Annotated in this window: 10 protein-coding genes; 6 read left to right on the top strand and 4 right to left on the bottom strand. The window is 38.6% G+C overall.

Features of this window, described 5'->3' with window-relative positions:
* Positions 1-18: 18 nt before the first annotated feature.
* Complete coding sequence (locus LPB89_RS04105; RefSeq protein ID WP_230700381.1) at positions 19-2781, bottom strand: reprolysin-like metallopeptidase; 2763 nt, start codon at positions 2779-2781, stop codon at positions 19-21.
* A 198-nt stretch (positions 2782-2979) separates the two neighbouring features.
* On the opposite strand from LPB89_RS04105, the gene LPB89_RS04100 reads away from it, so the two are divergent.
* The 4 genes from LPB89_RS04100 to LPB89_RS04085 all read left to right on the top strand — a co-directional run bounded on the left by LPB89_RS04100 (position 2980) and on the right by LPB89_RS04085 (position 6671).
* Positions 2980-3909, top strand: a complete 930-nt coding sequence (locus tag LPB89_RS04100; RefSeq protein ID WP_230700380.1) for a bifunctional riboflavin kinase/FAD synthetase — start codon at positions 2980-2982, stop codon at positions 3907-3909.
* 116 nt (positions 3910-4025) lie between these two features.
* Positions 4026-4463: a hypothetical protein gene (locus LPB89_RS04095; RefSeq protein WP_230700379.1), complete on the top strand. Its 438-nt coding sequence runs from the start codon at positions 4026-4028 to the stop codon at positions 4461-4463.
* Positions 4464-4634: 171 nt separating this feature from the next.
* On the top strand, positions 4635-5723 hold the full coding sequence (gene bioB / locus LPB89_RS04090) for a biotin synthase BioB (protein WP_230700378.1): 1089 nt from the start codon (positions 4635-4637) through the stop codon (positions 5721-5723).
* A gap of 81 nt (positions 5724-5804) precedes the next feature.
* Complete coding sequence (locus LPB89_RS04085) at positions 5805-6671, top strand: cupin-like domain-containing protein (protein ID WP_230700377.1); 867 nt, start codon at positions 5805-5807, stop codon at positions 6669-6671.
* A gap of 66 nt (positions 6672-6737) precedes the next feature.
* Here LPB89_RS04085 and LPB89_RS04080 read toward each other — a convergent pair whose 3' ends face one another.
* The 3 genes from LPB89_RS04080 to LPB89_RS04070 all read right to left on the bottom strand — a co-directional run bounded on the left by LPB89_RS04080 (position 6738) and on the right by LPB89_RS04070 (position 21183).
* The gene (locus tag LPB89_RS04080) at positions 6738-11441 is read right to left on the bottom strand and encodes a T9SS sorting signal type C domain-containing protein (RefSeq protein WP_230700376.1); all 4704 of its coding nucleotides are present in this window, start codon (positions 11439-11441) and stop codon (positions 6738-6740) included.
* Between the two features lie 536 nt (positions 11442-11977).
* Positions 11978-15823: a T9SS sorting signal type C domain-containing protein gene (locus tag LPB89_RS04075; protein ID WP_230700375.1), complete on the bottom strand. Its 3846-nt coding sequence runs from the start codon at positions 15821-15823 to the stop codon at positions 11978-11980.
* A 188-nt stretch (positions 15824-16011) separates the two neighbouring features.
* The gene (locus tag LPB89_RS04070) at positions 16012-21183 is read right to left on the bottom strand and encodes a T9SS sorting signal type C domain-containing protein (RefSeq protein WP_230700374.1); all 5172 of its coding nucleotides are present in this window, start codon (positions 21181-21183) and stop codon (positions 16012-16014) included.
* Positions 21184-21505: 322 nt separating this feature from the next.
* Here LPB89_RS04070 and LPB89_RS04065 point away from each other — a divergent pair, with 322 nt between their 5' ends.
* A complete protein-coding gene (locus LPB89_RS04065; protein ID WP_230700373.1) occupies positions 21506-21976 on the top strand; it encodes a regulatory protein RecX in 471 nt (156 codons plus the stop codon).
* A gap of 405 nt (positions 21977-22381) precedes the next feature.
* Positions 22382-26623 carry an Ig-like domain-containing protein gene (locus LPB89_RS04060; protein ID WP_230700372.1) on the top strand — a complete coding sequence of 1414 codons (4242 nt, stop codon included), beginning with the start codon at positions 22382-22384 and terminating at the stop codon, positions 26621-26623.
* Positions 26624-26679: the final 56 nt, after the last annotated feature.

Here is a 26679-nt window from a genome sequence, read left to right as displayed (position 1 = left end):
CATCCGGGGAGTTAGTAATTAGTTTATTACTATTTTCTTCACCGTTTTTCGGTTACCATCCATAACGCTTACCAGATAGATTCCCGAAGAAACATTGGAAAGCTGGATGTTTTCATTAAACACAGCTGAAGGTTCAAAAGCTTTTGCATACACGGTTCTTCCCAGAATATCAGAGACTACAACTTTAACTCCTGAAGCAGATTCCGGTGAAAACTGAATCGTAAAACTTCCTTTATTTGGATTTGGAAAAAGCGCAAAATCAATAGCCGTTGCCACCTCATCAGTCCCTAATGTAAATTTTTGAGCCTGAATGGTAATCGATGCCGAGTTTATCGTTCCTGTTTTTCCGGCGTCAATATCTCGAACCATTAGTGTCCAGTCACCGTAAGGGCTTTCACCATTAAAAGCACTTAATTTACCGGCCGGAAAAACGGTTTGCAGCGCTGTCATTCCACAGGAGATGGCACTTCCGGCATCATCATACTTTAAAGCCAGGGTGTTTGAGGCACTGCTGCAACTTCCGTCAAACAATTTAACAACAGTTCCTGACGGACTCATGATACTGATCTCAACATCTGATAAATAAGTATGTGTGAAATTAAGGTTCAGATCCACATCACTAATAGCTGTTCCATCCGGAGCTGCAGTATTTTTTGCTGTTTTCTGAGTATCACCCATAGTTGCCGTAATGCTGTTTTTAGCAGTAGAAAAAGGAGCAGTGACCGTAATTATTCTTGTTGTATAGGTCAAATTCCCATCCGGAATTACAATTGGTGTACTGAAGGTGTAGGTATTTGAATTTGATGTAACGGTATAACCGATCGCAAACGCATTGCTGTTTACAGCGTAATAAATATTAGCCGTTGGTTCGATCAGCAATCTACAGGCTGTCGCTTTAATGTCGGCCGGAACCGTAATGATTTCCGAACCGTCATTTGGTGTGTTGGCTACTAATGTGGTTGGAAACGTTACCCCACCATCTGTAGACAGTTTAATATTTACGTTAGCAGAACCTGCTAAAGCAGTTGTATTATTAACACTCCAGGAAATCGTTTGCTGGCTTCCGTTTGCCCAGCTAATATTATCTGTGTTTTGAGAAGTAACTGCAAATGGTCCTGCATTTGCATTCACCACCACGACCATAGCATCTGTTCTGGTCTGCGCTGTTCCCTGAGCAGCATTGTCACGTCCCGTTAAAGTAAAATTCAAAGTTCTGGCAATATTGGAAACAGATTCCCAGGTAGAGGATAATTTATTTTGCAGCACTGCATCTAACTGCGGCATATACCGAACAGGCGAGCTAACCGGCAGAAAAGAACGGAATAAGGCTCCGTCGGGCTTTGTTGCGTAAGCTTTACTGGTTTCACCGGATGTACTTGTTGCATTATCATTTTCTTCCCAGCAATAGGTTATTGTATCTCCTTCTGCATCAGAACCTGTTCCTTTTAGAACAAAGGCAGTTCCTTTCGGAATGGTGTAATCCGGACCTGCACTTATGGTCGGCGGGTTATTGGTTAAAGTCGTACTTACAGGGCAGCTTACACTGGAAAGTGTATTTTGGATTTGTAAAATACTCACATAGGCAAAATAATCATCGGAGTTATTTTGCACATCATACCCTTCAGAAACTCCGGCGTATCCCATAATGGTAGAACCACTTCCCGGCTCCACATTTACATTTGATCGCTCACCTGAATCAAACGAAAAAGTATGATTGGCTCCTAGTTGATGTCCAAATTCGTGAATCACGAAATCAATATCAAAAGTATCTCCTTCCGGTTTTGCATTAGAAGGTGACGTGTAACCACTTCCTTTCCCCGCAGGTTCAGAGCTTGTCGGATTGACACAAATACAACCTACACATCCCGCATTTCCTCCTCCACCTGAAGCGCCGAATAAATGTCCGATATCATAAGCGCCATTTCCAATTACATTCGTCAAAGTAGTTTGAACTTCGTCATTCCACGCACCCTTCGTTCCTTGGGAGGCAATGGAATACGGGTCAGTAGCCGCGTTGGTATAAATTAAGGCATCATTGTTCGCAATCAGCTCTAATTTGATCGCAAGGTCTCTGTTAAAAATTCCATTTACTCTCGTCAATGTGGCATTCATTGCCGCCAGTGCTCCTGCTTTAGTTCCTCCAAAATAAGCCGTATATTCTCCTGTACAGGAAAGGGCCAGTCTCAAAGTTTTAAAAACTTTATTGTTGGCGGTTTCTTTTGCGGCAAGCGTGTTTTTTGCTGTTTTCTGATTGCCGGAAATTTCTTTTGTAGAACAGTTTAATTTGGCTTTCCCAAGAGTGCTTTTGGAAGCAAAAACGACATATTGCGCTTTATCATCAGGATTACTTTCTATAAATTCCGGACTTTTATCGGTACGAAGTACCATGGATTGCAATCCGGCCGGCGAAAGACTAAAATGAATTTTTGCCGATTTATCGTCAATCCCTGCTCCTTCATACGCTCTGATGTCCGGGTATTTTGCCTGTAATTCCGGATCAAAATTAGAAGATTCCCAAATGGTAAAACGTTCTAAAACTCCGTTTTGATTTGGAAAAGTAATTTGCGAAGCAGAATTTTTTGATTGTTTACCTGTTGCTGCCGAAAGTTTTTCTCTCAGTAAATCTGCATTTAATTTAAAATACACCTTTTCTGAATCTTCAGCCGTCACTTTTCTGTTAAAAACAGAAGCTGCGTTCACTTTTTGCCACAAACCACCGTTTTGAGCATTCACATTGGCACAAGAGAAAATAATTGCTATAAAAAGTAATAGTTTTTTCATAAATTCAGGGGTATTTTAAGGTATCAAAAATAAACCAATTAAATTAAATTCTTACATATGTTAGACATTTAATTGCTTTTCATCGACGAGTGGCCTGTTTTTAACAAAAAGAAACTAAATTTCATTAAAAAATCAATTCCGCTGAGCATCAATTTTAAAATAGATAGTATAAATTTGCACCATCTTAAATAATTTGCTTTGAAGCTTTTTCATTCTATAAACGATTTTCGGTCAACCAAGAAAACTATTTTAACTCTTGGCACCTTTGATGGTGTACATATTGGTCATAAAAAAATTCTGGAACGAATTACACAAAACACTGAAAACGGCAAATACGAAAGCTTAGTCCTTACTTTTTTTCCGCACCCGAGAATGGTCCTTCAGGAAAAATCGGAAATAAAACTTTTAAATACGATTTCCGAAAAAACAAAACTTCTGGAAGAAACGGGAATTGAAAACCTTGTAATTCATCCGTTTAATGAAAGTTTTTCACGATTAACAGCCGAAGAGTTTGTGCATTCTATTCTGGTGGATCAATTTCATATCCAGAAAATAATTATCGGTCACGATCATCGTTTTGGCAGAAACAGGACTGCCGACATTAATGACCTGATTGCTTTCGGAAAAGAATATGGTTTTGAAGTAGAGCAAATTTCAGCTCAGGAAATTCAGGATGTTTCGGTAAGTTCGACTAAAATCAGAAAGGCTTTAGACGAGGGAAACATTCCCCTGGCTAATGATTATTTGGGGTATTCCTATTTTCTAAGTGGTGAAATTGTAAAAGGGAAACAACTGGGCAGGACTATAGGTTTTCCGACAGCCAACATTCAGATTGAAGAAGATTATAAAAAAATTCCAAAAAATGGTGTGTACGTCGTTCGTACTTTCATCAATAAAAAAGAAGTCTTTGGAATGATGAATATCGGTTTTAATCCAACGGTAAATGGAGAAAAACAAACCATAGAAGTACACCTTTTTGATTTTGATGCCGATATTTACGGGCATAGAATTGAAATCTCTTTATTGAACTATCTTCGTGAAGAACAAAAATTCGGATCTGTAGCACTGTTAAAAGAGCAGTTAAACCAGGACAAAAAAACAGCATTGGCTTTTATTAATCAGCTTTAGAAAACTCCACTCTACTTTTTGCAGTTTTTAAATCATCGTAGTTATTTTTTTAGTAAATTTGATATACAACACTGTTTGTCAATCGCTTACTATTAACTTCTTTAAAAATAACCACTATGAAACTACCTAAAGAAATCACCAACGGTTTTTTAATATTCCTTGGAATTGGCATTTATTTTTTATTGATGAACCTGTTAGGGCTTGCCGATTTGTTTTACCTGCGTACCCTGAATGTATTTTTTATATTCTATGGTGTAAACAAAACCATGCGAATGAACCTTCAGGAAGGCGAGACCAATTTTGTATCCAATGCCGTTTCTGCTATGGCAACTTCGGTAGTCGGTGTGGCATTGAGTGTTTTCGGGCTGCTTGTTTACAGTTATGCAAGAGGTGGTGATGCTTATGTAAAAACCCTGTCGTCTACTTTTATGTTTGGAGGAGATCCTTCTGTACCGACTTATTGTATCTGCTTACTATTTGAAGGAATAGCTTCCTCGGTAATTGTGACGCTAATGATGATGTTATACTGGAATAATAAATATGTGGCGGATTAGTTTTTCAAAATAAAACAAACAATTTAGCACTCTAAAATCATAAAAAAATATAATTCTATGGTTTTAGAGTGTTTCTTTTTTGAAAAAACCTGCTAAATATTCATTTACAGAATACATCATTGGTGGATTAGAACAATTTAACTACTTTTGAAGCATCAAAAAAATGTATCAATGAGCATTACAAAACACAACTGGACAAAAGACGAAATAATCGCCATATATAATAAACCTATGATGGACCTGCTTTACGAGGCAGCGACGATTCACAGAGAAAAACACGATCCGAACGTAGTACAGGTTTCTACTTTACTTTCTATTAAAACCGGAGGCTGTCCTGAGGATTGCGGTTATTGCCCACAAGCTGCCCGATACAACACGGGTGTTGAAGGAAATGATTTAATGAGTGTAAGTCAGGTAAAAGCGCAGGCTTTGCGTGCAAAATCCAGCGGATCCTCACGCGTTTGTATGGGAGCGGCCTGGAGAAATGTAAAAGACGGAGAAGAATTCGATCAGGTTTTAGAGATGGTACGTACCATCAATAAACTGGATATGGAAGTTTGCTGTACTTTGGGAATGATTACCGAAAACCAGGCACATCGTTTGGCAGAAGCAGGCTTATATGCGTACAATCACAATTTAGATACTTCTGAAGATTATTATAAAGATGTAATTTCGACGCGTGCTTTTGAAGACCGTTTAGAAACAATCGAAAATGTGCGTAAAACCAATGTTACGGTTTGCAGCGGAGGAATTATCGGTATGGGAGAAAGTATCGAAGACAGAGCAGGAATGCTTGTAGCGCTTTCGACATTAAACCCTCAACCGGAATCAGTGCCTATTAATGCACTTGTCGCCGTTGAAGGAACTCCGATGGAAGACGAAAAACCAGTTGAAATCTGGGAAATGATCCGTATGGTGGCTACCACAAGAATTGTAATGCCGGAAACACAGGTTCGTTTATCTGCCGGAAGAACCAATATGAGCCGTGAAGGACAAGCCATGTGTTTCTTTGCAGGGGCAAATTCTATTTTTGCAGGAGATAAATTACTTACTACTCCAAACCCTGATGTACATGAAGACATGAAAATGTTTGAATTGTTAGGATTGAATCCGCAGAAACCATTTACTAAAGTTTCGCAGCCAAAAACGGTTGAAGCAACAGATTCTCAATTCGCTCCATTAGGTGAAAAACCAAAATGGTCAAGACCTGGACATTCAATTGAAAGAAATCTTGAGGCTTCGATCAAAGCAAAAAATTAATTAAAAGAGTTAATAAATCTCAACAAATATTTTTAAATTGCTTATAACACAGAGTTATAAGCAATTTTTTTATTTAAAGAGATGAAGTTAAAACAAATCGAAAGGGTAAAGAAAATCTCCAAAACTGATTTTATTTCCCAATATGTCAAAAATCAAATTCCAGTTGTTATTGAAGAGCTGACCGAAGACTGGCCGGCTTATCACAAATGGAAATTATCCTATATAAAAGAAATCGCCGGTACTACAATCGTTCCTTTATACGATAACAGACCCGTAAATCATGAAGATGGTTTTAATGAAGCCCATACCAGCATGAAAATGAGCGATTACATTGATCTTTTAGAACAAAGACCTACCAACTACCGTATTTTCCTTTATAATTTAATGAAACAGGTACCCAGTTTGAACAACGACTTTTTATGGCCGGATATCGGTTTGAAATTAGTACGGCAAATGCCTATGCTGTTCTTTGGCGGACAGGATTCGAAAGTCTTTATGCATTATGATATCGATTATTCCAACATTTTACATTTTCATTTTCATGGAGAAAAACAATGTATGCTGTTTGCACCGGAACAGTCAAAATATATGTACAAGGTGCCACATGCTCTGATTTCAAGAGAAGACATCGATTTTGACAATCCTGACTATGAAAAATGGCCGGCACTTAAAAATGCAGAAGGTTATATTACAAATCTGAAACACGGTGAAATGTTGTACATGCCTGAAGGTTACTGGCATTACATGAAATATCTGACACCGGGATTTTCCATGAGCCTGCGCTCCTTCCCCAAAAACATCTCCAATTTATCAAAAGCCTTTTATAATGTTTTTATTATGCGTCATTTCGATATTATGATGCGAAAATTCAAAGGTCAGAAATGGATTGATTACAAAAATGAAAAAGCTATCCGTAATACACACGAAAATTTATCCAAAACGTTTTAAGCATATTAAAAAAAAAAGCAGTTTTACCCGAAAAGTAAAACTGCTTTTTATACGTATTATTAAAATCTAAAATATAACTTTCTGAGTGCTTATCGAGTTGTCGGCTAGCTTCACCTTTACCAAAAGTACCTGATTTTGAGATCTTAAATTGACAATTTGAAAGGCCGGATCATTAAGATTTGCCTTTCTGTAAATCAGGTTTCCTGTCATATCATAGATCAGAATCTCATTAATCATTTTATCGGATGCGTTAATACTGATTATTTTATTCTTCATACTTATTACAAGTTGTTTTCCTGAATTTTCAAATTCATCTGTTCCTAATGATGTATTGGTGTAACGTAGTATAAAGCGATCGTCAAAAGTACCCACGACACTTGAAAACGTATAATTGCTGTCTCTTAAGTTGTGTACCAGTCCTGTTACTTTATCTTCGATATAAATAGCCTGATATTCCAGATCACCATCTGAATCATCTATAGCAATCGTAAAGTCGCTTATAATAGCCGACCGGTATCCTAAAGGAACTACATCTTTATCTGAAAAAGGCAAGGCACGGCCCTGAATAACATATTTGTAAGTTCCATTGATACTATAAAAATCCAGATACGGATTGGCATCCAGCGTTATTCCGTCGAATCTGTTGTCGTTACCATTTGTTGCTTCTTCGATATAACCTACTAACAATTGCTTAAAAGCTCCTCCTTCGTTTGTCATATTAAGCCACAAGCGATGTCTCTCTAAATCTGCTTTTTTAGACGTATTTGCTGTTTTAAAGAACTGATTGTTACTTGCACCTCCTATTCTCATAGTATTATTAAAAGTAGCCAATCCGGAAGTAGTAGCCTGTGCAAAAAATGATTGTCCCGCGGCAATATTGCCGGTTGGTTTTACTCCGGCATCTGTTGCCGGATTGTCTGTGTGTCCCGGAGAACTTTTTGCAGATGTTCCGACACCTCCGCTGGTATTATAACTGGCATAATCATCGTCGCTATACTGATATTGGGCAGTAGTTCCCACAGGAGTGTTGTGATTCCATAAAAAGATGGTTCCGTCTAAAAACAAGTTGGCATCCAAAAACAGATCGGCATCCAAAGCAGAAGGGTATGGATTACCGATTAAATAGAATTTGCCGGCAGCCATATTCTCACCAGACAGATTCCCATTGTTCGGAACACCGGTAAAAGAAGCCGTGTAATCTTGCCTTAGTGAAGTCGAATAAGTTTGTGGTCCGCGAATAATGTATCCTTTCCCTACCGTCATAAAATCGTTTGGGCTGGTTATAACCCAGTTGTCGCCATTGAAACCAAAGAATTTATCAGATAACGTTAATGGCGACAAATCAATTAATTTTTGCGGGCTTACGGGTGTAGACCAATATACATAATCTCCCCAAAGCATCTGCTTGGCGGTACGCTTGTAGGTAATATTACCGGAATTCATAACAGGATTATTATTGATTTGAATCAAACTCGAATTATTTTCAAATATCAATTCCGTTCCTGCTGCTGAATCAACGATTAATGCATTATTTATGGTTAAAGTATTTAATGCGGTCACCGTTATTTTTATCCCCGGATTCACTTTACAGGTGCAGCTGTTTAAATCTCCTGTTATACTATAATTATCAGCAAAAACAACATTCTGATTTATTGTCGGTGTTCCGTTTGACCATCCTCCAAGAGTAGTGTAAGTATTAGTTATAAGCGGATTTATTGTGATATTAGATAAAGGCGGTGAAACACAACTACCCGCATACTGCACAGTAAAGTTATAAGTTCCGGCCGGAAGTCCTGTAATAACATACGTTGTTGGGTCAGGACCACTAACTCCTGTGTAATTGTTTAAAGAAGATCCAGTTTGTACGATCGTATAATTGCTTATGTTGGGTAATCCTGTTAAAACTAACGTACCTGTCTGAACTGCACATGTTGGCTGAGTAAGTCCGGAATTAATCGGAGCGGTCGGTAAGGGACTAATGGAAATTGCGGCTGAACCACCAGTAAATGCACTATTCCGGGCACAAGTATTTGCTCCCGTAACAGAAACCAGGGTATACGTTGTTGAAGTGATAACCGGAGTCGTGAATGTTGCAAAAGGAGTTCCACTGGTGACATTTGTTGCCGTTTGGTCAGCTCCTCCATTTTCTTTGTATACTATGGTATAAGGACCGGTTCCTGCTGTCGCGGTAAAGGTCAGTTGTCCTGCTCCTGTTCCGCAAAATGGGCCATTGGCCGTCAGGCTTCCCTGAGGTAGCGGATTTACGGTTATGGTCGCAGAACCTCCGGTAAATCCGGAATTTCGGAAACAACTTAATGCTCCTGTAACAGAAACCAAAGTATAAGTTGTGGAAGTGATAACCGGAGTCGTGAATGTTGCAAAAGGAGTTCCACTGGTGACATTTGTTGCTGTTTGGTCAGCGCCTCCATTTTCTTTGTACACTATGGTATACGGACCTGTTCCGGCTGTCGCAGTAAAGGTCAGTTGTCCTGCTCCTGTCGCACAAAAGGGACCGTTGGCCGTCAGGCTTCCCTGTGGTAGCGGATTTACGGTTATGATTGCAGAACCGCCGGTAAACGAAGCACTTCGGACACAGGTATTTGCTCCTGTAACGGAAACCAAGGTATAGGTCGTTGATGCAGTAACCGGAGTTGTAAAAGTTGCAAAAGGAGTTCCACTGGTGACATTTGTCGCTGTTTGGTCAGCGCCACCATTTTCTTTGTACACTATGGTATAAGGACCAGTTCCGGCAGTTGCGGTAAAGGTCAGTTGTCCTGCTCCTGTCGCACAAAAGGGACCATTTGCAGTTAAACTTCCCTGTGGGAGCGGATTTACGGTTATAGTCGCAGAACCTCCGGTAAACGAAGCACTTCGGACACAGGTATTTGCTCCTGTAACGGAAACCAAAGTATAAGTTGTTGAACTGATAACCGGAGTCGTGAATGTTGCAAAAGGAGTTCCACTGATGACATTTGTTGCCGTGCGGTCTGGTCCTCCATTTTCTTTATAAACTACAGTATACGGACCTGTGCCGGCTGTCGCAGTAAAGGTCAGTTGTCCTGCTCCTGTCGCACAAAAGGGACCGTTGGCCGTCAGGCTTCCCTGTGGTAGCGGATTTACGGTTATAGTCGCAGAACCTCCGGTAAACGAAGCGCTTCGGACACAGGTATTTGCTCCTGTAACGGAAACCAAGGTATAGGTCGTTGATGCAGTAACCGGAGTTGTAAAAGTTGCAAAAGGAGTTCCACTACTAATATTTGTTGCAGTCCGGTCAGCACCGCCATTTTCTTTGTACACTATAGTATAAGGGCCCGTCCCTGCTGTCGCGGTAAAAGTCAGTTGTCCTGCTCCTGTCGCACAAAATGGACCATTGGCAGTTAAACTTCCTTGCGGCAACGGATTTACGGTTATTGTAACAGGAGTTGAAGGAGAGGAAGCACATGGCCCATTTTGAACTACTGCTCTAAACTGAGTTGTAGCAGTAAGTGGCCCTGAAGTATAAGTTGAAGTTGTATTAACAATATTGGTCCAGGTTGAAAACGGACTGACTGATGACTCCCAATTTAAGATTGTTCCAGTATGACCGCTTAAGGTTAATAAGCCGCTGGTTGCTCCGGAGCAGACTGGCGAAGTACCCGTTACAGCTCCTCCTGCTGTTGGTCCAAAAACAGTTACATTTCCTATGTTATTTGACCCTATTGTAGAGGTGCATTCCCCTGCTGCCAGATTTGTAACCGTAATAGTAGGTGTTCCGGCAGCAGTTAAGCCAACTGCAGTAAAAGTACCTGTTCCTGCCACAGCAACAGTCAAAGTTGCGGTAAGTGCGGTACCTGCCGGACTACTGCGGTTATACGTTACGGTGTAAGTTCCTATGGGTAAAGAAGCAGCACTTCCTGTTAGTGTGACCAAAGAGGTTCCTGCTGAAGTACAAGCATTCGCGGCTGAAACTCCGGTAATACTGTAAGTCGGGCAAGTATAGTCAATTTTAATTTGTCCGGGAGCACCTGCACCTCCAGCCAATGGTCCGCCTGTACCCGCGGTCATAGCACCGCCACCGCCACCGCCAGGGCCGGCTCCATCATTACCCACACTATTTACACCTAAAACCACACTGGCAATAGCAGCTCCTCCCGCTCCACCACCTGGAGCACCACCAGCTCCTCCTTTACCGGAAGAAAACAAAAGACTTAAAAGAGAAGTTCCGCCAGGATCACCGTTTCCTCCCGAAGTCTTGGTTGCGGGATTACCAACTGAGGCAGAAGCCTGGCCTCCCGTACCGCCAGCCGGTGTACCACCTGCCGTATTTGCTGTACCGCCTGATCCTCCAACTGCTAAAATTACGGATTCAAAACCTGTAATTGTTGAGCTGCCTCCATTTGCACCAATACCTGTTGTACCGGCTGTTTGTGCCCCTACAACTGCATTTATATTGGTATTGGTCAGGGTCGAAACTGATATCGTAGCTGTTGCATATGCGCCACCACCACCACCGGCTCCTCCTCTTCCAAAACCAGTTCCGGGAACACTGGAACCACCTCCGGCTCCTCCGGCTCCCCATGCCTGGACAGTCATCGTACTTAAGCCAGGGGGAACAAATACGGAAGTATTAGTTGTGTAGGTATGAGATATGTTCTGCGCCATGGAAGATGCAAAAACAAATAAGAACAAAAGAGAAAATTTTGTCTTAAAAAATGAAATTTCTTTATTATGCAAATTCGTTTGAGAAGAACAACGCAACAAAGGCAGGATAGATGGTAATTTTTTTTTCATCACACTAAATTTTTAAGTTAAAAAGAAAAAATCAACACCAAACAATGGGGGAGGTCTGGTAACATTAAATTCTAAATACCATAAAAAAAACGGATTTACAAATGCATCTTATCGTTAAAATAAAATACTAAAAATGTTAGTTTTTATTTAGTGGTATTTAAAAATATTAATCTGTATTGTGGCAGGTATTAACAGAAATAAAAATATACGCTGTGGCTTATAAGTACGTTAGTTGTACAAGGATAACAACAAGGTACGATTTTATTTACATGAAAGTTAAATATTTCAATATTAAATGTAAGAATTTAACACTTTTACGTCTTATACACCACTCAAAACAAGTCATTTAGCCCGTAAAATAAGCAACTAGCAACAAAAAGTGTTTTGTGTATGACCGCAATACTGTATTCACAAAACAGCAAAATTTTTAATTTCACGGATAAAAAAGGGTGCTCTTTTAACATTTGGAATGAAGCTAAAAGTTATTTACTTCATTTAAAAATCCATATCGCTCAGCGATTAACAGTAACTTTTTATTAGTGCAATATAAATTTTCTTGCAATCCTGTCGTTATTTTCAAAAGTAATCTGTAAAAACAAAATCTGTTGGTTTACTTGTAAATCCGGTAAATGTACCTCTGATTCATTAATTGTATTTTTCCTATAAATGAGCTTACCTGAAATATCAAAAACTTCAATTTTGTTGATTTTTTCTTTTGTTGATTTTAGCCTCACAGATCTGTTTCGTACTGATATGAAAATGGAATCTTCGGATTTTTCGAAATCTTTATTTTTTAAACTCTTGTCGCTGTAATGTATTAGAAAGCGCTCCTTAAAAATACCTTTTGATGTTCTGAAGAAGTAGGGACTGTCCTTTAAATTATGGATTACTTTTAAAGTTTTATCCTCGATGTAAACATTCAGGTTTTCAAACAGGCCATCAACATGATCTATTCGGATCGTAAATTCTCCTTCCACGGCTGTATCATAGCCAAGTGTAACAGAATCAGATATATCAAAGGATTTAACCGAGCCCTGAATCGCAAGATTTTTATTGTCAAGAATACTATAAAAATCTACATATTCATTTCCTTTAAGAGATTCGGCATTATAGTTATCGGGTGTTAAATCAGATGCTCCCTGAATATAACCGATCAAAATTTGTTTAAAAGCACCTTTCGAATTCTCAAGATCAAGCCAGATACGATGTTTTTCAATTGCTGTTTTTTTATTCTTTTTATTCTTGGTCTCCGACTTAAAAAAAGTGGAGTTCCTGCCGATAATTCGCATGCTGTTATTAAATTCAACTAGGCCTGCATTTTTACTCACCGCAAAAAAAGCCTGTGCAGAGGCAATTGTTCCATCCGGTATAGTTTCATTTACTCCCGGTGATAATGCTGCTCTTGTCCCCGTACCTCCCAGCAAATTATAAATTGCATAATCGTCTGAAGCATATTCATAGTTATTAATTGGCGTATTGTGTGTCCAGAAATAAAGGGTTCCTTTAATATTTTCATTGTTTTGGTCTAAAAATAAATCTGCATTTATAGCCGATGGATAAGGATTTCCAATCAAATTAAAAGTATCCTGCTCTCCTATATTTAAACTAATTTTTCCATTATTGGGAATCCCTTTAAATATGGCTTCAAACTTAGAAACAGATATTGGAGAAAAATCCTGGGGACTACGAATAATATATCCTTTACCCAAAACCATGGGGTCTGAAGGATTTTCAAAAGTCCAGTCTCCCAATAGATAATTAAAGGAGAAAAACTTATCGGTTAATGTATTTGGGGAAAAATCCGTCAACTTTTGATTTGCGACAGGAGAAGACCAATAGGTATAATCAAATTTTAAGACAGGAGACGATTTTCTGATAACATGCACAGTTCCATTGTTTATTATTTCATCATCATCCTGATACAAACTGGCTGCATCGTTTAAGATCAGAGTTCCCAAACCGCTATAGCCAAATTGAATTCCTAAGGTATTTCCACTTAGAAGATTAACCGTTTTTCCTTCGTTAATTGTGCAATTGCAGCTATTCGCCGTTATCAGGTTTGCATAATCTTCGGTAAAAACAACTTCTTTCCCTTGTGATGGGAAGCCATTCGACCATGATACACCATCCCAGACTGTTTTATCAAGGCAACTCTTTAATCGGGCAATTCTATGTTTGGATATTCCTGAGACAGAATTAAAATCTCCTCCAATCATCAGTTTATGATCAGCTGTAAAACTCATACTATGTAATTTATTGTTTAAAGCCGCCTGAAAACTGCCGTCATATTCTCCCGTTTTTAATAACCTGATAATTCTTAAAGAAGGTATTGTTTTATAAGTCCCCGAGAAAGTTCCCCCTAACAAAATTCGATCATCGGGCTGTATGAGAATACTTAAAACATCTCCTTTACTAAAGCCGGTGCCTGAGTCAAAAGTAGAGTCTAAATCCCCGTTTGGATGTAATCTGAGAATCCGTTTTTGAGAAATACCGTTGTACATTAGGAAAGATCCCCCAACAATTATTTTCTGATCTGACTGTAAATTCAGTGCATATACATTTTTATCGAAACCTGTTCCTGTATTAAAACTGGAATCGATGCTTCCATTAGTATTCAGACGTACTAAACCAGATACCGGATGATCGTCAAAAGAAGTAAATCGCCCTCCAACCAGTATTTTCCCATCGGGTTGAAGTAAGATCGCATAAATAATTGCATTAGCCCCCAGGCCAACATTAAAACTGGCATCAGGTAAACCACTTGGCAGCAACCTGATTATTCTGTTCGCGGGTGCACTATTATACAAACTGAAATTACCTCCTACAATAATCTTTTGATCTGGCTGAATTGCCATTGCATATACCTGGCTATTGAAACCAGAGCCTGTATTAAATTTCTCATCAACAGTTCCGTCAGCTAAAATACGTGCGATTCTACTGCAGGCCGATTCGTTATATCTGGTAAAATTTCCTGAAAAAATAATTTTACCATCCACTTGCTGAACTGCTGTTTTTATAACATTATTTGCACCTTGCTGCCCGACGTTAAAAGTATCATCCAAAGTACCATTTTCCAGAAGCCTTGCTATTTTTGAAGAGTACTTTCCATTGAATTTATTGAAATTTCCAAACACCATCGTCTGTTTATTTTCTAATGCCAAAACTTGTAGAACAGAATTATTAAAACCAATTCCTGCTGATAAATAACCTGTATCATATTCTCCATCTGCATTAATTTTGGCTAGTCTCCCCTGATTCTGACCATCAAAAACAGAGAACGATCCTCCAATATACCAAGATCCCTTAGCACTTTCCAACGCCAGGACTGACGCCGATTCAGGACCTGAACCGTTGTAAAAGTCATTTTTCAGAGTTCCGTCCTGATTTAAAAAAAATAAGCGGCTGACCTCGCTATTATTATAAAAGCCATTAAATGATCCGCCAATGGTAATAGTGCCGGAAGCATCAATTTTAATGACCTGAACTGCATCTTTACTCAGGCCTGAACCAGAAAGAAAAGTCGTATCAGGAGTTCCGTCGGGATGTAGCCGAATAATTCTGTTGGCAGTAATTTCATTATAAGCCGTAAATTTTCCTCCTGCGATAATTTTTCCATCCGCCTGTATTGCTATTGCGTTTACATCATCATTAAAAGCCGTTCCTGTATTAAAACTCTGATCGACTTGTCCGTCAGGAAACAAACGAACAATTCTGTTCGCTGCAATTCCGTTAAAAACAGTAAAATTTCCAGTTAGCAGCATTTTATCATCCGCTAAAATTTTAACGTCTGTAATACTTAAAGGCGAACCTGTTCCTGTACTAAAAGAAGTATCTAATGCTCCGTCCGGCAAAATACGGGCAATTCTGTTGACTGTAACATTATTGTATTTTGTGAAACTTCCGACAAGGATAATTTTTCCATCCGTTTGGGGACAGACTTTATAAATGATTCCGTTTGTAGCCCCAATTGTTGTATTGAAGGACGTATCCGCCGAGCCATCCGCATTTAAGCGAATCAGTCTTCCTGCACTTACGCCATTATAAGCTGTAAAACTTCCGCCAATGATAATCTTTCTATCCGGAAGTATAGAACAGCTATAAACTTTTCCATTGAAACCTGTTCCTGTATCAAAACTCTCATCAATTGAACCGTCCACATTCAGACGGGTCAGATAGGGAGATGATATTCCGTTGAGATTCAGATAATCCCCACCAACAATGAGCTTTTCGTCAGATTGTAGAGATAATGTTCTTACGGTATTGTCGAATCCGTCACCGATTGACCCGTCGTCCGTTGTATTAAATGTCGGATCTACCTTTCCTTGTTGTGGATATAGTTCAGCGGAATTCAATAAACTAATTACTATTATTAAAAAAAACATCTTTCTCATCAAAAGCAGATACATTAAATAAATTATAAGATTTTACTGCAATTTATTAATCTTCTACTTATGTCACAATACCCACTTCAGGTGATATTTAGTTTATTCAAAATCAAAAAAGAAAGGCATAAAAAAATCCATTTGCCTACGCAAATGGATTTTTTTATGGATAAACGAAGTGTTAGGTCTTATTGAAATATAACTTTCTTCGTAAGGGTATGCTCATTGTCCAGGGTTACTTTTACCAGTAAAACCTGATTGGCAGACTGTAAATTTGTTATTTGCAATTCAGTTGCACTTACTTTCTTTTTGCTGTAAAGCAGTTTTCCTGAAATATCATATATCGTAACTTCTTTGATATTCTCTTTTGCAGAAGTCACTTTGACGGCTTTGTTTTTGACACTAACCAGAATGTTGTTTTCCGTGTTTTCAAAATCACCAGTTCCCAGGGTTTTATCCGTATAACGCAATACCAGACGATCACCAAAAGTTCCCGCTTTTGTGGTAAAGGTGTATTTACCGTTCTTCAGGTTGTGGATGATACCGGTTGCCTTGTCTTCAATGTAAACGGGCTGATTCACTAATTCACCATCGGTATGCTGTATCGAAATGGCAAAATCACCTTCGATAGTGCTACGGTAACCCAAAGGAACGATATCGGTATCCGTAAAAGGCAGGGCACGTCCCTGGATCACATAATTCAGGTCATTGTTGATGCTGTAAAAATCAAGATATGGGTTGGCATCAAAAGATTCTCCGTCATATCTGTTATCAATCCCATTGGTTGCTCCGTCTATATATCCTACAAGCATTTGCTTAAAAGCACCTTTGTCATTGGTGATGTTAAGCCAGATACGGGATTTCTCTGTTTCTTTTGCTGTTTTACCAGGTTTGAAAAACTGGCTGTTGTTGGCCCCTCCCTCTCTCATTTTGTTGGTAAAGACAACTGTTCCCACATCATTGGTACTGGCAAAAAAGGATTGTCCGGCTGCGATATGGCCCTGAGGGATAAAAGGATTATTGCCCGGGGCATCGTCACCGGTTGGTGCGCCTTCGGTGGCCACTCCGCCTGTTAAATTAAAAACGGCATAATCGTCTGCATCATAGTCTTTTTTTGAAATGGTTAAAGGCGTATTGTGCGTCCAGAAATAAAACGTTCCGTTTATAAAATTATTGGCTTTTAGGAATTCATTGGCACTCAAAGCCGATGGATAAGGATTACCGATCAGGTAAAATTTGTTCTTTTCCAGGGTTTCACCGGACAAATTACCATTGTTCGGAACGCCTTTAAAAACAGCCGTAAAATCAGCCCTTACCGTATTGGAATAGTTTTGCGGACCACGAATAATATATCCTTTGCCTATGGTCATCACATCGTTTGGACTGGTTATTACCCAGTTGTCGCCGTTGAAACCAAAATATTTATCCGATAACGTTAACGGGGAAACGTCAACTAATTTCTGAGGTTTTACCGGTGTAGACCAGTATTCAAAATCAGAAAGACGCATCGAGCTTGTACGTTTGTACGTAATATCTCCTGTATTGACTACCTCACTGTCCTGCATTAAACTTGAATTATTTTCGAAAGTCAGTGTAGCACCGCTGTTAACAGTCACGGCATTAGTCACTGTTAAAGTGTTTCCATCACTAATCACAACATTAACGCCTGCATTTACGGTACAGCTACAAGAATTTAAATCTCCTGCTGATGTATAATTTCCTGCAAAAACAACAGGTTGATTGATTGTTGGCGGACCATTAGTCCATCCTCCATTCCAGGTTGCCAATAGCGGTAATTGATTTATAACAATATTGTTTGAAGATACCGAAGTACAGGTACCATTTCCAACTGTATAAGTATACGTAGTATTAGCTGCAAGACCTGAAACTGTAATACTTGTTCCGGTTCCTGTAGTAACCACAGCATCCGGTGATCTTGTTAATGTCCATGTTCCCGTAGAAGGTAATCCGCTTAAAACCACACTTCCGGTTGGGACTACACATGTTGGCTGTGTTATTGTACCTACTATTGGCGCTGATGGTTGTGGATTTACCGTCACAGTCACTGTTTGTGTACAACCATTGCTATTCCTATATGTAATAACACTTGTTCCTGCAGCAACTCCTGTTACCAATCCGGTATTTGATACTGTGGCAACTGTTGTTGTCCCTGAAGACCATGGTGTTGTGCCATTTGGAGTAGCAGAACCTGTTAATTGTGTGGTTGATCCGATACAAACATTTGCAGTTCCCGTTATGGTGGGTAGTGAATTTACCGTTACAGTCACCGTTTGTGTACAGCCATTGCTGTTTTTATAAGTGATAACGCTAGTTCCCGCTACAACTCCTGTTACTAATCCAGTATTAGATACTGTAGCAACTGTTGGTGTGCCTGAAGCCCATGGTGTTGTGGCATCTGCTGTAGCGGAACCCGTTAGTTGTGTAGTTGATCCGATACAAACAGCTGAAGTTCCTGTGATAGTTGGTAATGGATTTACCGTCACAGTCACTGTTTGTGTACAACCATTGCTATTCCTATACGTAATAACACTTGTTCCTGCAGCAACTCCTGTTACCAATCCGGTATTTGATACTGTGGCAACTGTTGTTGTCCCTGAAGACCATGGTGTTGTGCCATTTGGAGTAGCAGAACCTGTTAATTGTGTGGTTGATCCGATACAAACATTTGCAGTTCCCGTTATGGTGGGTAGTGAATTTACCGTTACAGTCACCGTTTGTGTACAGCCATTGCTGTTTTTATAAGTGATAACGCTAGTTCCCGCTGCAACTCCTGTTACTAATCCAGTATTAGATACTGTAGCAACTGTTGGTGTTCCTGAACTCCATGGTGTTGTAGCATTTGGAGTGGCAGAACCTGTTAATTGTGTGGTTGATCCGATACAAACATTGGCCGTTCCCGTTATGGTGGGTAGTGAATTTACAGTTACAGTCACCGTTTGTGTACAGCCATTGCTGTTTTTATAAGTGATAACGCTAGTTCCCGCTGCAACTCCTGTTACTAATCCAGTATTAGATACTGTAGCAACTGTTGGTGTGCCTGAAGCCCATGGTGTTGTAGCATCTGCTGTAGCAGAACCCGTTAATTGTGTGGTTGATCCTATACAAACATTTGCTGTTCCTGTGATTGTCGGCAAAGCATTAACAGTTACCGTAAAAGTATTTTGAAGACTTACACAAGTACCATTTTTTACTGTAAGTGTACCTGTATAGATACCCGGATTAGTTCCCGCCGGAACACTAACGGAGATATTAGCTGCAGGTAATGTGGCATTTGCAACTGCAACGAAGCTGTTTGTTGGCGAAGCATTCCATGCAATACTATAGGTGGTTGGCGTACCTGTTGTAGCGCTATAGGCTAAAGGTGTTGTCTGAATAGCTGAAGCATTATAACAAACTGGTGTAGCTGCAGAAGCTGCTGTAATAGATACAGTAGCCTCTATTAATTTAGAGAAACAAGCTGTTGTAGTACAACCATTTTGATATCTAACGTAATACGTTGTAGGAGCGGTAGGTGTTACTGTTATAGAGTCACCTGATCCCACAAGAGTACCTCCGCACGAACCTGTATACCATTGTGCATAACCTCCATTTCCTCCTTTACTACCTCCGCTAACCGTTAAGGTAGTTGCGCCTGTTGCACAAAATGCTGTATTTGCAATTGCTGTAGGAGCCACCGGAGCATTATTAACCTGAACAATAACGATTGTTTCACTGGCATAAAGTCCTGAATAAACCGTTCTTCTGAACCATGAGGTAGTTGTTAAATTTCCAGGGGTATAATCTTTTGCATTATTTGTTCCCGGTGCTGCAGTATATCCTGAAACGGCACTTGTAGTACTCACTTCCCACAGATAAGTATAGGTACCATTTCCTCCCGTAGGAGGTGAACCGGTTATAATTCCCGGACTTGTGTTTATACAAATAGGTTCTGTATAAGTGGCTACAACGCTTAAACGTTTTACTATGCTTACACAAGGATCACCGAAAGTAGCGTTTGTTGCAGGAATAGTGGCGGTGGTGTTTCCTAAAAAAACGTCTGTTGCTACAGTTCTACTGTTAAAAGCATTACAAGTCCCTAATGTGAAATTTGGAGCTGTTCCTGTCGGAGTACCATAACTTGCAAAATCGGCATTAACAAAAACCGTCCCGTTTGGTGCTGTCAATACCGTGGGTACAGCATTTTCAACATAGGATGCATTTACTTTACCACTTACGCCTTTGGTATAAGAAGCATAGTTGGAGTCTATTACCGGATCGAAAGTTCCGGAACCGCTCACAATTATTCTGCCATAACTTGTATTTGTAAAATAAGTATCCGTTGTATTTGTGGCTCCTGATCCCTGCGCACCCCATGAATTTATAAGAGGACCAACGCCACCTAATATAAGAACTCTGGCTGTATGTCCGTTGTTACCCGATAAATCGAGCTTAACACCACTTGCTACATTAATAAAATTAGAAGTTGCTACAGTTGTTGTGCCAAAAGTTTTGACACCACTACCTGTAAAAGTAAGATCATAGTAGGATGTTGACTTAATGGTTTGTGCCGCTCCGCTATAATTTACTTTATTTCCTGTTGCCGTTGCAGTAAGTGTTGTAATTAATACTGTTGAAGCTGCAATGTTTAAAGTACCCTGGTTAATTAAAGTTCCTGTACCATCTAGTGCAGTTGCAACATTTAAAGTATTGGTGCTAATATTGGTAAGTGAAACTCCGTTAACTGTGATTTTCGGAATAGAAAAATTACCGGTAACTGACTGATTGTTTGTGTTAAAGGTGTGTACTCCTGATCCACTGGTAAATGTCCCGTTATTGGTAATTCCTCCTCTAAAAATCACTCCGGTATTACTGGAATTATTCCATACTCCACCTGAAGCAATAGTAACTAAACCAACATACGTTTTTGTTCCTGTATTACTGCTGTGAATCAATGATCCAGTGATAGAAGTAGTACCCGAAATTGTAATATCAAATGCTGCAACACTTAAAGTTCCTCCGGTTTGAATCTGTAAACTTCCAGTTACGGCCCAGGCTGCAGTTGTAGCCATGCTATGACCCGTCTGAACAATAAAAATATCACCTCCGGTTGTAAAATTTGCAGGATGTCCTCCTGTTCCATTAGTGTTGAGCCACCAGTTATTAAGGTTATTGGCATCTGTTGGTGCCCCATTAATCCCGGAATAATAAGTAGCTGCATTTGCAAACGAAACACAAAACAGCAAAGCAAAACAAAACATTTTTGCCTTAACACTTAATTTTCCTCGGGAATTATCTAAAGAAAAAATAGAAAATGTGGTTAAAAGCAATAATCGAACGAATAAAAGTAGTTTTTTAATCATATAAGTTGTGGTATTTATATTATAATTTTGTTTTTGGATGCTAAAACGGAATAAAAAAATACCAGCGGTTATATATTATACATCATAATATACTTACGTCATGTTTTTTTAGATTGTTTTAAAAACTTTAAAATCAGCCATTTAGTTAATTTTGTTCAATCATCGATAAACAAACCAATTTTGCGTACAAAAATATCATAATTCTATTCATATGCAACATTTTAACCAAAAGACTTTTTGAGAATTTACAAGATATTAAGACTAATTTTAACAGCAAAATGACTATTTTTAGCAATAATAGTTAAAAAGAAAGAAAAAACCCATGAATTCAACCTGTACTCCAAAAGAAGCCTTACTAAGATTAGAACGGTTTTGTGCCTATCAGGAACGCTGTCATAGCGAAGTTATTGCCAAATTATACAGTCTGAAAATGACTTCTGACGAAATAGATTCTATTGTCGTTCAACTAATTGAAAATAACTTTTTGAATGAAACACGTTTTGCCTGCAGTTTTGCCAGAGGGAAACACCGAATTAAATTTTGGGGAAAAATCAGAATTACGAATGAACTAAAAATCAGACAAATTTCTTCGACTATCATTACAATCGCCCTCAAGGAAATTTCGCCAGAAGAATATTACAACACTTTTGAACAGCTTTCCGAAAGATTCTGGAATTCCATTTCTGAAAAAAATGCCCTTAAAAAGAGAAAAAAATTCTGCGATTACATGTTGCGAAGAGGTTATGAAAGTAATTTAGTTTATGAAAAAATGAAAGAATTAGAACAGTTATAAATCGGGAATTTTTATAAACAAATCTCTTATTTCTCCTTTCGTAAAAATTTAATCATTAAATTTTAAATTGTATTAAAATCCTTATTTATTACAAAATAACCGTTAGTTATAAATTATTACTTTTTTGCGGATTAATACGCTAAACTCGCGTTTTTTGAATTAAATTATCAAAAAATGCTTTTTTTTTGGCCAAAATTTACGATAATTCTTATCTTTTATTTTTATGTTTTATAAGAAATAACACAATTCTTCATTTTTCAGCATGTAGTTCGTCGATTATTTTTAACATTTAATCGATAATATAGTCTTTCTTAAAACCCCTTTTGTCATCAACTCGTAGTTGTATATATATTTGTGCGGGCCAAATTTTATGCTAGCATAACAACCTGATAGAAAACAATTAACATGACAAAAACTTTACTTTTATTCTTAATTTTACCATTTGCTGTTTTTGCACAGAGTGACCTGGTAAAATGGAATGCAGCTTCTTCCGGAAATAGAAACACTCCTGTGTACGATAATACTCTTTTGTATACTGGCACAGCTGTATCTCCGGATTTTACTGTTAATGGAGGCGTTAGCTTAAATTACAATACCGATGATGTTAATAATCCTTATTTTAGCACCGGTGGCTGGCCCAATACACTTGAATTTACAGGTAGTTATGATCCTGCCAGATATGTTGAATTTAAAATTGCACCAAAAGCAGGTAATAAAATTGACTTAAGTTCTTTCAATATTACCTACAGAGTGCAGGGTGGTACCAGCCAAAAATTTCAGATACAATACTCTAAAGATCCTGGTTTTACAACCGGAGTAAAGGTTTTGGCACCTGAAACAGTGACTGCTTCAAGCTGGACTACTATAAATCCTCTTTTTTCAGCAGAAGTAAATCCGGTTTTACCCGGACAGGTAGTTTACGTTCGTCTATATGCTTACAATAGCAATAATAATTTTCATTTCAGAACAGGAACCAATTCAGGTAATTTGCCTGCCATTTTAAAAGGAACTGTTTCTGCTTTTGACTCTTCTAAAATTTTAGCCATAAATGACTACTTAACGACTAAAAAAGAAATTGCTCTTAATATTTCGCCGTTAAGCAATGATGTTCAGGGTTCAAGTGTAGCGACAATTGCCATTTCTACGCCTCCGGCAGCATCGGAAGGAACAGCAATCTTAAATCCGGATAAGACAATAACATTCAATCCGGCTAAAAATTTCACAGGTACATCCACATTCAAATATACCATTACGAAAGGTACTGATCCTTCATCTACAGCGAATATTCAGGTAACTATTGCTGATTTAACAGCTGATGGTTTAGTACTATGGGATGCTAAAACAAGCACTAACAGATTTAAAGCTACCGTGAATTCTTCGTATATAACGGCAAGTGATATTCCTAGTGCCGCGACTCCAACTGTATCTTTCAACAATAGTGAAGATGCAAGCAATCCTTTCTATCAAACAGGCAGCTGGCCAACTCCGGGTCAAAATGGAGGAAGTTACGATCTTTCTAAATATGTAGAATTTAAAATTAAAGCAGATGCAAATCATAAAATTGATTTATCTACTTTTCTTCTTACCTACAGAAGTCAGGGAGGGTCAGGACAAAAACTGCAAATTCTTTATTCTAAAAGCAACACTTTTACAGGTGCTGAAAGAGTACTGTTTTCAGGTACAACAACGGGTACCTGGACAACCATTGAACCAGCATTTGCCAGTGATTTAAATACTTTATTGGCAGGAGAAACCCTGTACATTAGGGCCTATGCTTACAATACTAATAATCAGTTTCATTTCAGGGCTACGGCAAGTATTAAGGGAATTGTAAAAGATACCAACACCTTAACCGCTAGTAATGATTATGTTTCTACACCAACCAATCAGGCAGTTGTAATTCCAATTTTAGACAATGATGTTATTGGAAGTTCCAGTGCTTTACAAACGATAACGGTAACACAACCATCCAACGGAACGGTTACGGTTAACGGATTGAACAACATCACTTTTACTCCTGCAAGTGGTTTTACAGGAACAGCCTCTTTTACGTATACGCTTAAGAATGCCGCATTAAATTATTCGTCTGCAGCAGTAACAGTTACCGGAACAGCAGCAGTGTGTGCCGCTACACCAACTGCGGGAATTAACTACTGGAAAGGTTTTGTATATTCCTATACTGGAAATACTCCTGCTACTACAACTTACGTTGGTTCAATAGCTGAGAAAGCAAATTTTGACCGAAATGTCGGTACTGCTGTAATTACGGGAGACACAACTGTTGAAGCAAATGCATTTTGTGGGACTGTACCAAGTGACAAGTTTATGGTACGTTACCTAATGCAGACGACTACAACAGCAAGTACCTATAATTTCACAATAGGCGGTGACGATGGTGTAAGGTTATATATTGATGGCACTCTGGTTCCATTTAACCCTTCAAATTCCTGGAGTGACCACAGTTATACGACTTATTCTACCCAATATACTTTTGCTACAGCAGGTACTCATAACTTCGTTTTGGAGTATTATGAAAACGGAGAATCATCGAGAGTATCATTTTCATACGGAGAAATAAAAGGAGATACTACTTTTCCTTTCGGAGATAATAAATGGAATGTCTACGGTTTTAACTCACCTGATATTGCTTTGGCAGCAAATGCTTATGCCGGAACTTATGTTGCCACTGGTGTAAATATTAATACACAGACTTATTGGAATGCTACCTTATCACCATCATCGTATTCCGGATGGCAAGGTGCTCCAATGCCTGTAGATCAGTTTGCCATTACTTACAAACGTCAGGGATTTGCTTGTGGCCGCTACCAGTTACAATTGGTAAATTGTGATGATATTGCCGAGGTTTATATCGACGGAACGAAAATTTTTACGCAAAACGGTTATACAAATACGACATCAATGATTCCGGGTACCTATCCATTAAATAAAACTTCTAAAGTAGAAGTGCGTTTAAGAGAAGATGGTGGTAATGCTAATGTCGCGATTAACTTTATTGATACGCCTTTTACATACGACGGATCAGTAGCTCCCGCAACTGGCTCATCTATTACGGTGAATAACGATTTAATTTTATCTACCGATTTAGAAGTTTGCTCTTGTACAATAGCTGCAGGTAAAACATTGACAATCCCGGGAAATAAGACACTTACGGTAAACGAGAATATCGTAGTAAATACAAATGCTAAGATTGTTATAAAAAATAATGGTTCTTTCGTACAGACCAATGATAATGCTACTTATACCGGAGCTTCAAATTCATTTGATATGGAACGTATTTCGTTTCCAATGAAGAATTTTGACTATACCTACTGGTCAGCAGCAGTTGTAGGACAAAAGCTGAATGTCTTGTCTCCGAATACATTATCTGACAAATATATGTCCTTTAATGGTACGAATTGGGTAATAGAAAGCGGTAATACTGTTATGACTCCCGGAAAAGGATACATTATCCGTGTTCCGAGCGCAGGTTATACTTATCCAAACGGTAAAGATAACTGGACAACACCTACGTATGCACAAGGAGTAAATTTTATCGGGATTCCCAATAACGGAGTGATTACAGGTGAATCACTTAAAGCCAATAATTTCTATTTGATTGGAAATCCATATCCATCTGCATTAGATGCTAATAAATTTTTAGCTGCAAATACCTTTTTAAATGGTACTCTTTATTTCTGGACACACAATACAGCAATCGGTACCACAGCAAAGTATCAGTATAATTCCAATGATTATGCAAGTTACAATTTAACAGGAGGTACAGCTACTGCTCCTTCTACAGCACCGGGTATTAACAACAATATCCCTTCAGGTAAGGTAGCAGCGGGAGAGTCATTCTTTGTAAGCGCAAATACTGATGGAATCGTTACATTCAACAATTCAATGCGACCTGCAGGATTGAACAATCAATTCTTTAAAACTTCAAATGCATCGAAAACGGCTGCAACAGAGAGAAGCCGTGTATGGTTAAACATGACCAATGAAGGTGGTGCTTTTAAACAAACGCTGGTCGGATATGTTGAAGGTGCAACCAATGATTTCGAAAACAGATTTGACGGACTGACTTTTGATGGTAATGACTATATAGATTTTTACAGCATTGAAAATGAGAACAATTATGTAATTCAGGGACGTGCATTACCTTTTTCTGATAGTGATATCGTTCCTTTAGGATATCGAACTGCTATTGAAGGGGAGTTTACCATTGCGATCGAACAGACAGATGGTGATCTGGCGAATCAGGCAATTTACCTGGAAGATAAAACAACAGGGCAAATACATAATTTAAAAGTTGGCAAATACACCTTTAAAACAGCAAAAGGAACTTTTTCAGATCGTTTTATTCTTCGATATACGAACAAAACATTAGGAACAGGTGATTTTGAAAACACTGAAAAGAACGTAATCGTCTCCGTAAAAAACAAAGTGATAAAAGTAACTTCAACAACGGAAAACATTAAAGAAGTTAGCATTTTTGATATTTCCGGAAAGGTGCTTTATAACAAAAAGAAAGTAGATGCAACAGAATTGCAAATATCAAATTTGCAGTCGGGAAATCAGGTCTTGTTCACAAAAGTGATTTTAGACAATGATCATGTTGAATCTAAAAAAATAATTTTTAATTGATTTTTATAATTAATTCCATATCAGAATCCGGCATCGAAAGTTGTCGGATTTTTTAG

Origin of the sequence: Flavobacterium sp. ENC (genome assembly GCF_020991415.1) — a bacterium.
GTDB lineage: Bacteria > Bacteroidota > Bacteroidia > Flavobacteriales > Flavobacteriaceae > Flavobacterium.
The sequence above is the reverse complement of the archived record's forward strand: the minus strand, read 5'-3'. Positions and strand labels throughout refer to the sequence as shown.

Excerpts from the sequence above, each read along its gene's own strand:
- LPB89_RS04065 (WP_230700373.1), top strand. The coding sequence starts at position 21,506 with ATGAATTCAACCTGTACTCCAAAAGAAGCCTTACTAAGATTAGAACGG.
- LPB89_RS04080 (WP_230700376.1), bottom strand. The coding sequence starts at position 11,441 with ATGAAAAAAAAATTACCATCTATCCTGCCTTTGTTGCGTTGTTCTTCT.
- LPB89_RS04070 (WP_230700374.1), bottom strand. The coding sequence starts at position 21,183 with ATGATTAAAAAACTACTTTTATTCGTTCGATTATTGCTTTTAACCACA.
- LPB89_RS04105 (WP_230700381.1), bottom strand. The coding sequence starts at position 2,781 with ATGAAAAAACTATTACTTTTTATAGCAATTATTTTCTCTTGTGCCAAT.
- LPB89_RS04085 (WP_230700377.1), top strand. The coding sequence starts at position 5,805 with ATGAAGTTAAAACAAATCGAAAGGGTAAAGAAAATCTCCAAAACTGAT.
- LPB89_RS04095 (WP_230700379.1), top strand. The coding sequence starts at position 4,026 with ATGAAACTACCTAAAGAAATCACCAACGGTTTTTTAATATTCCTTGGA.
- LPB89_RS04075 (WP_230700375.1), bottom strand. The coding sequence starts at position 15,823 with ATGTTTTTTTTAATAATAGTAATTAGTTTATTGAATTCCGCTGAACTA.
- LPB89_RS04060 (WP_230700372.1), top strand. The coding sequence starts at position 22,382 with ATGACAAAAACTTTACTTTTATTCTTAATTTTACCATTTGCTGTTTTT.
- bioB (WP_230700378.1), top strand. The coding sequence starts at position 4,635 with ATGAGCATTACAAAACACAACTGGACAAAAGACGAAATAATCGCCATA.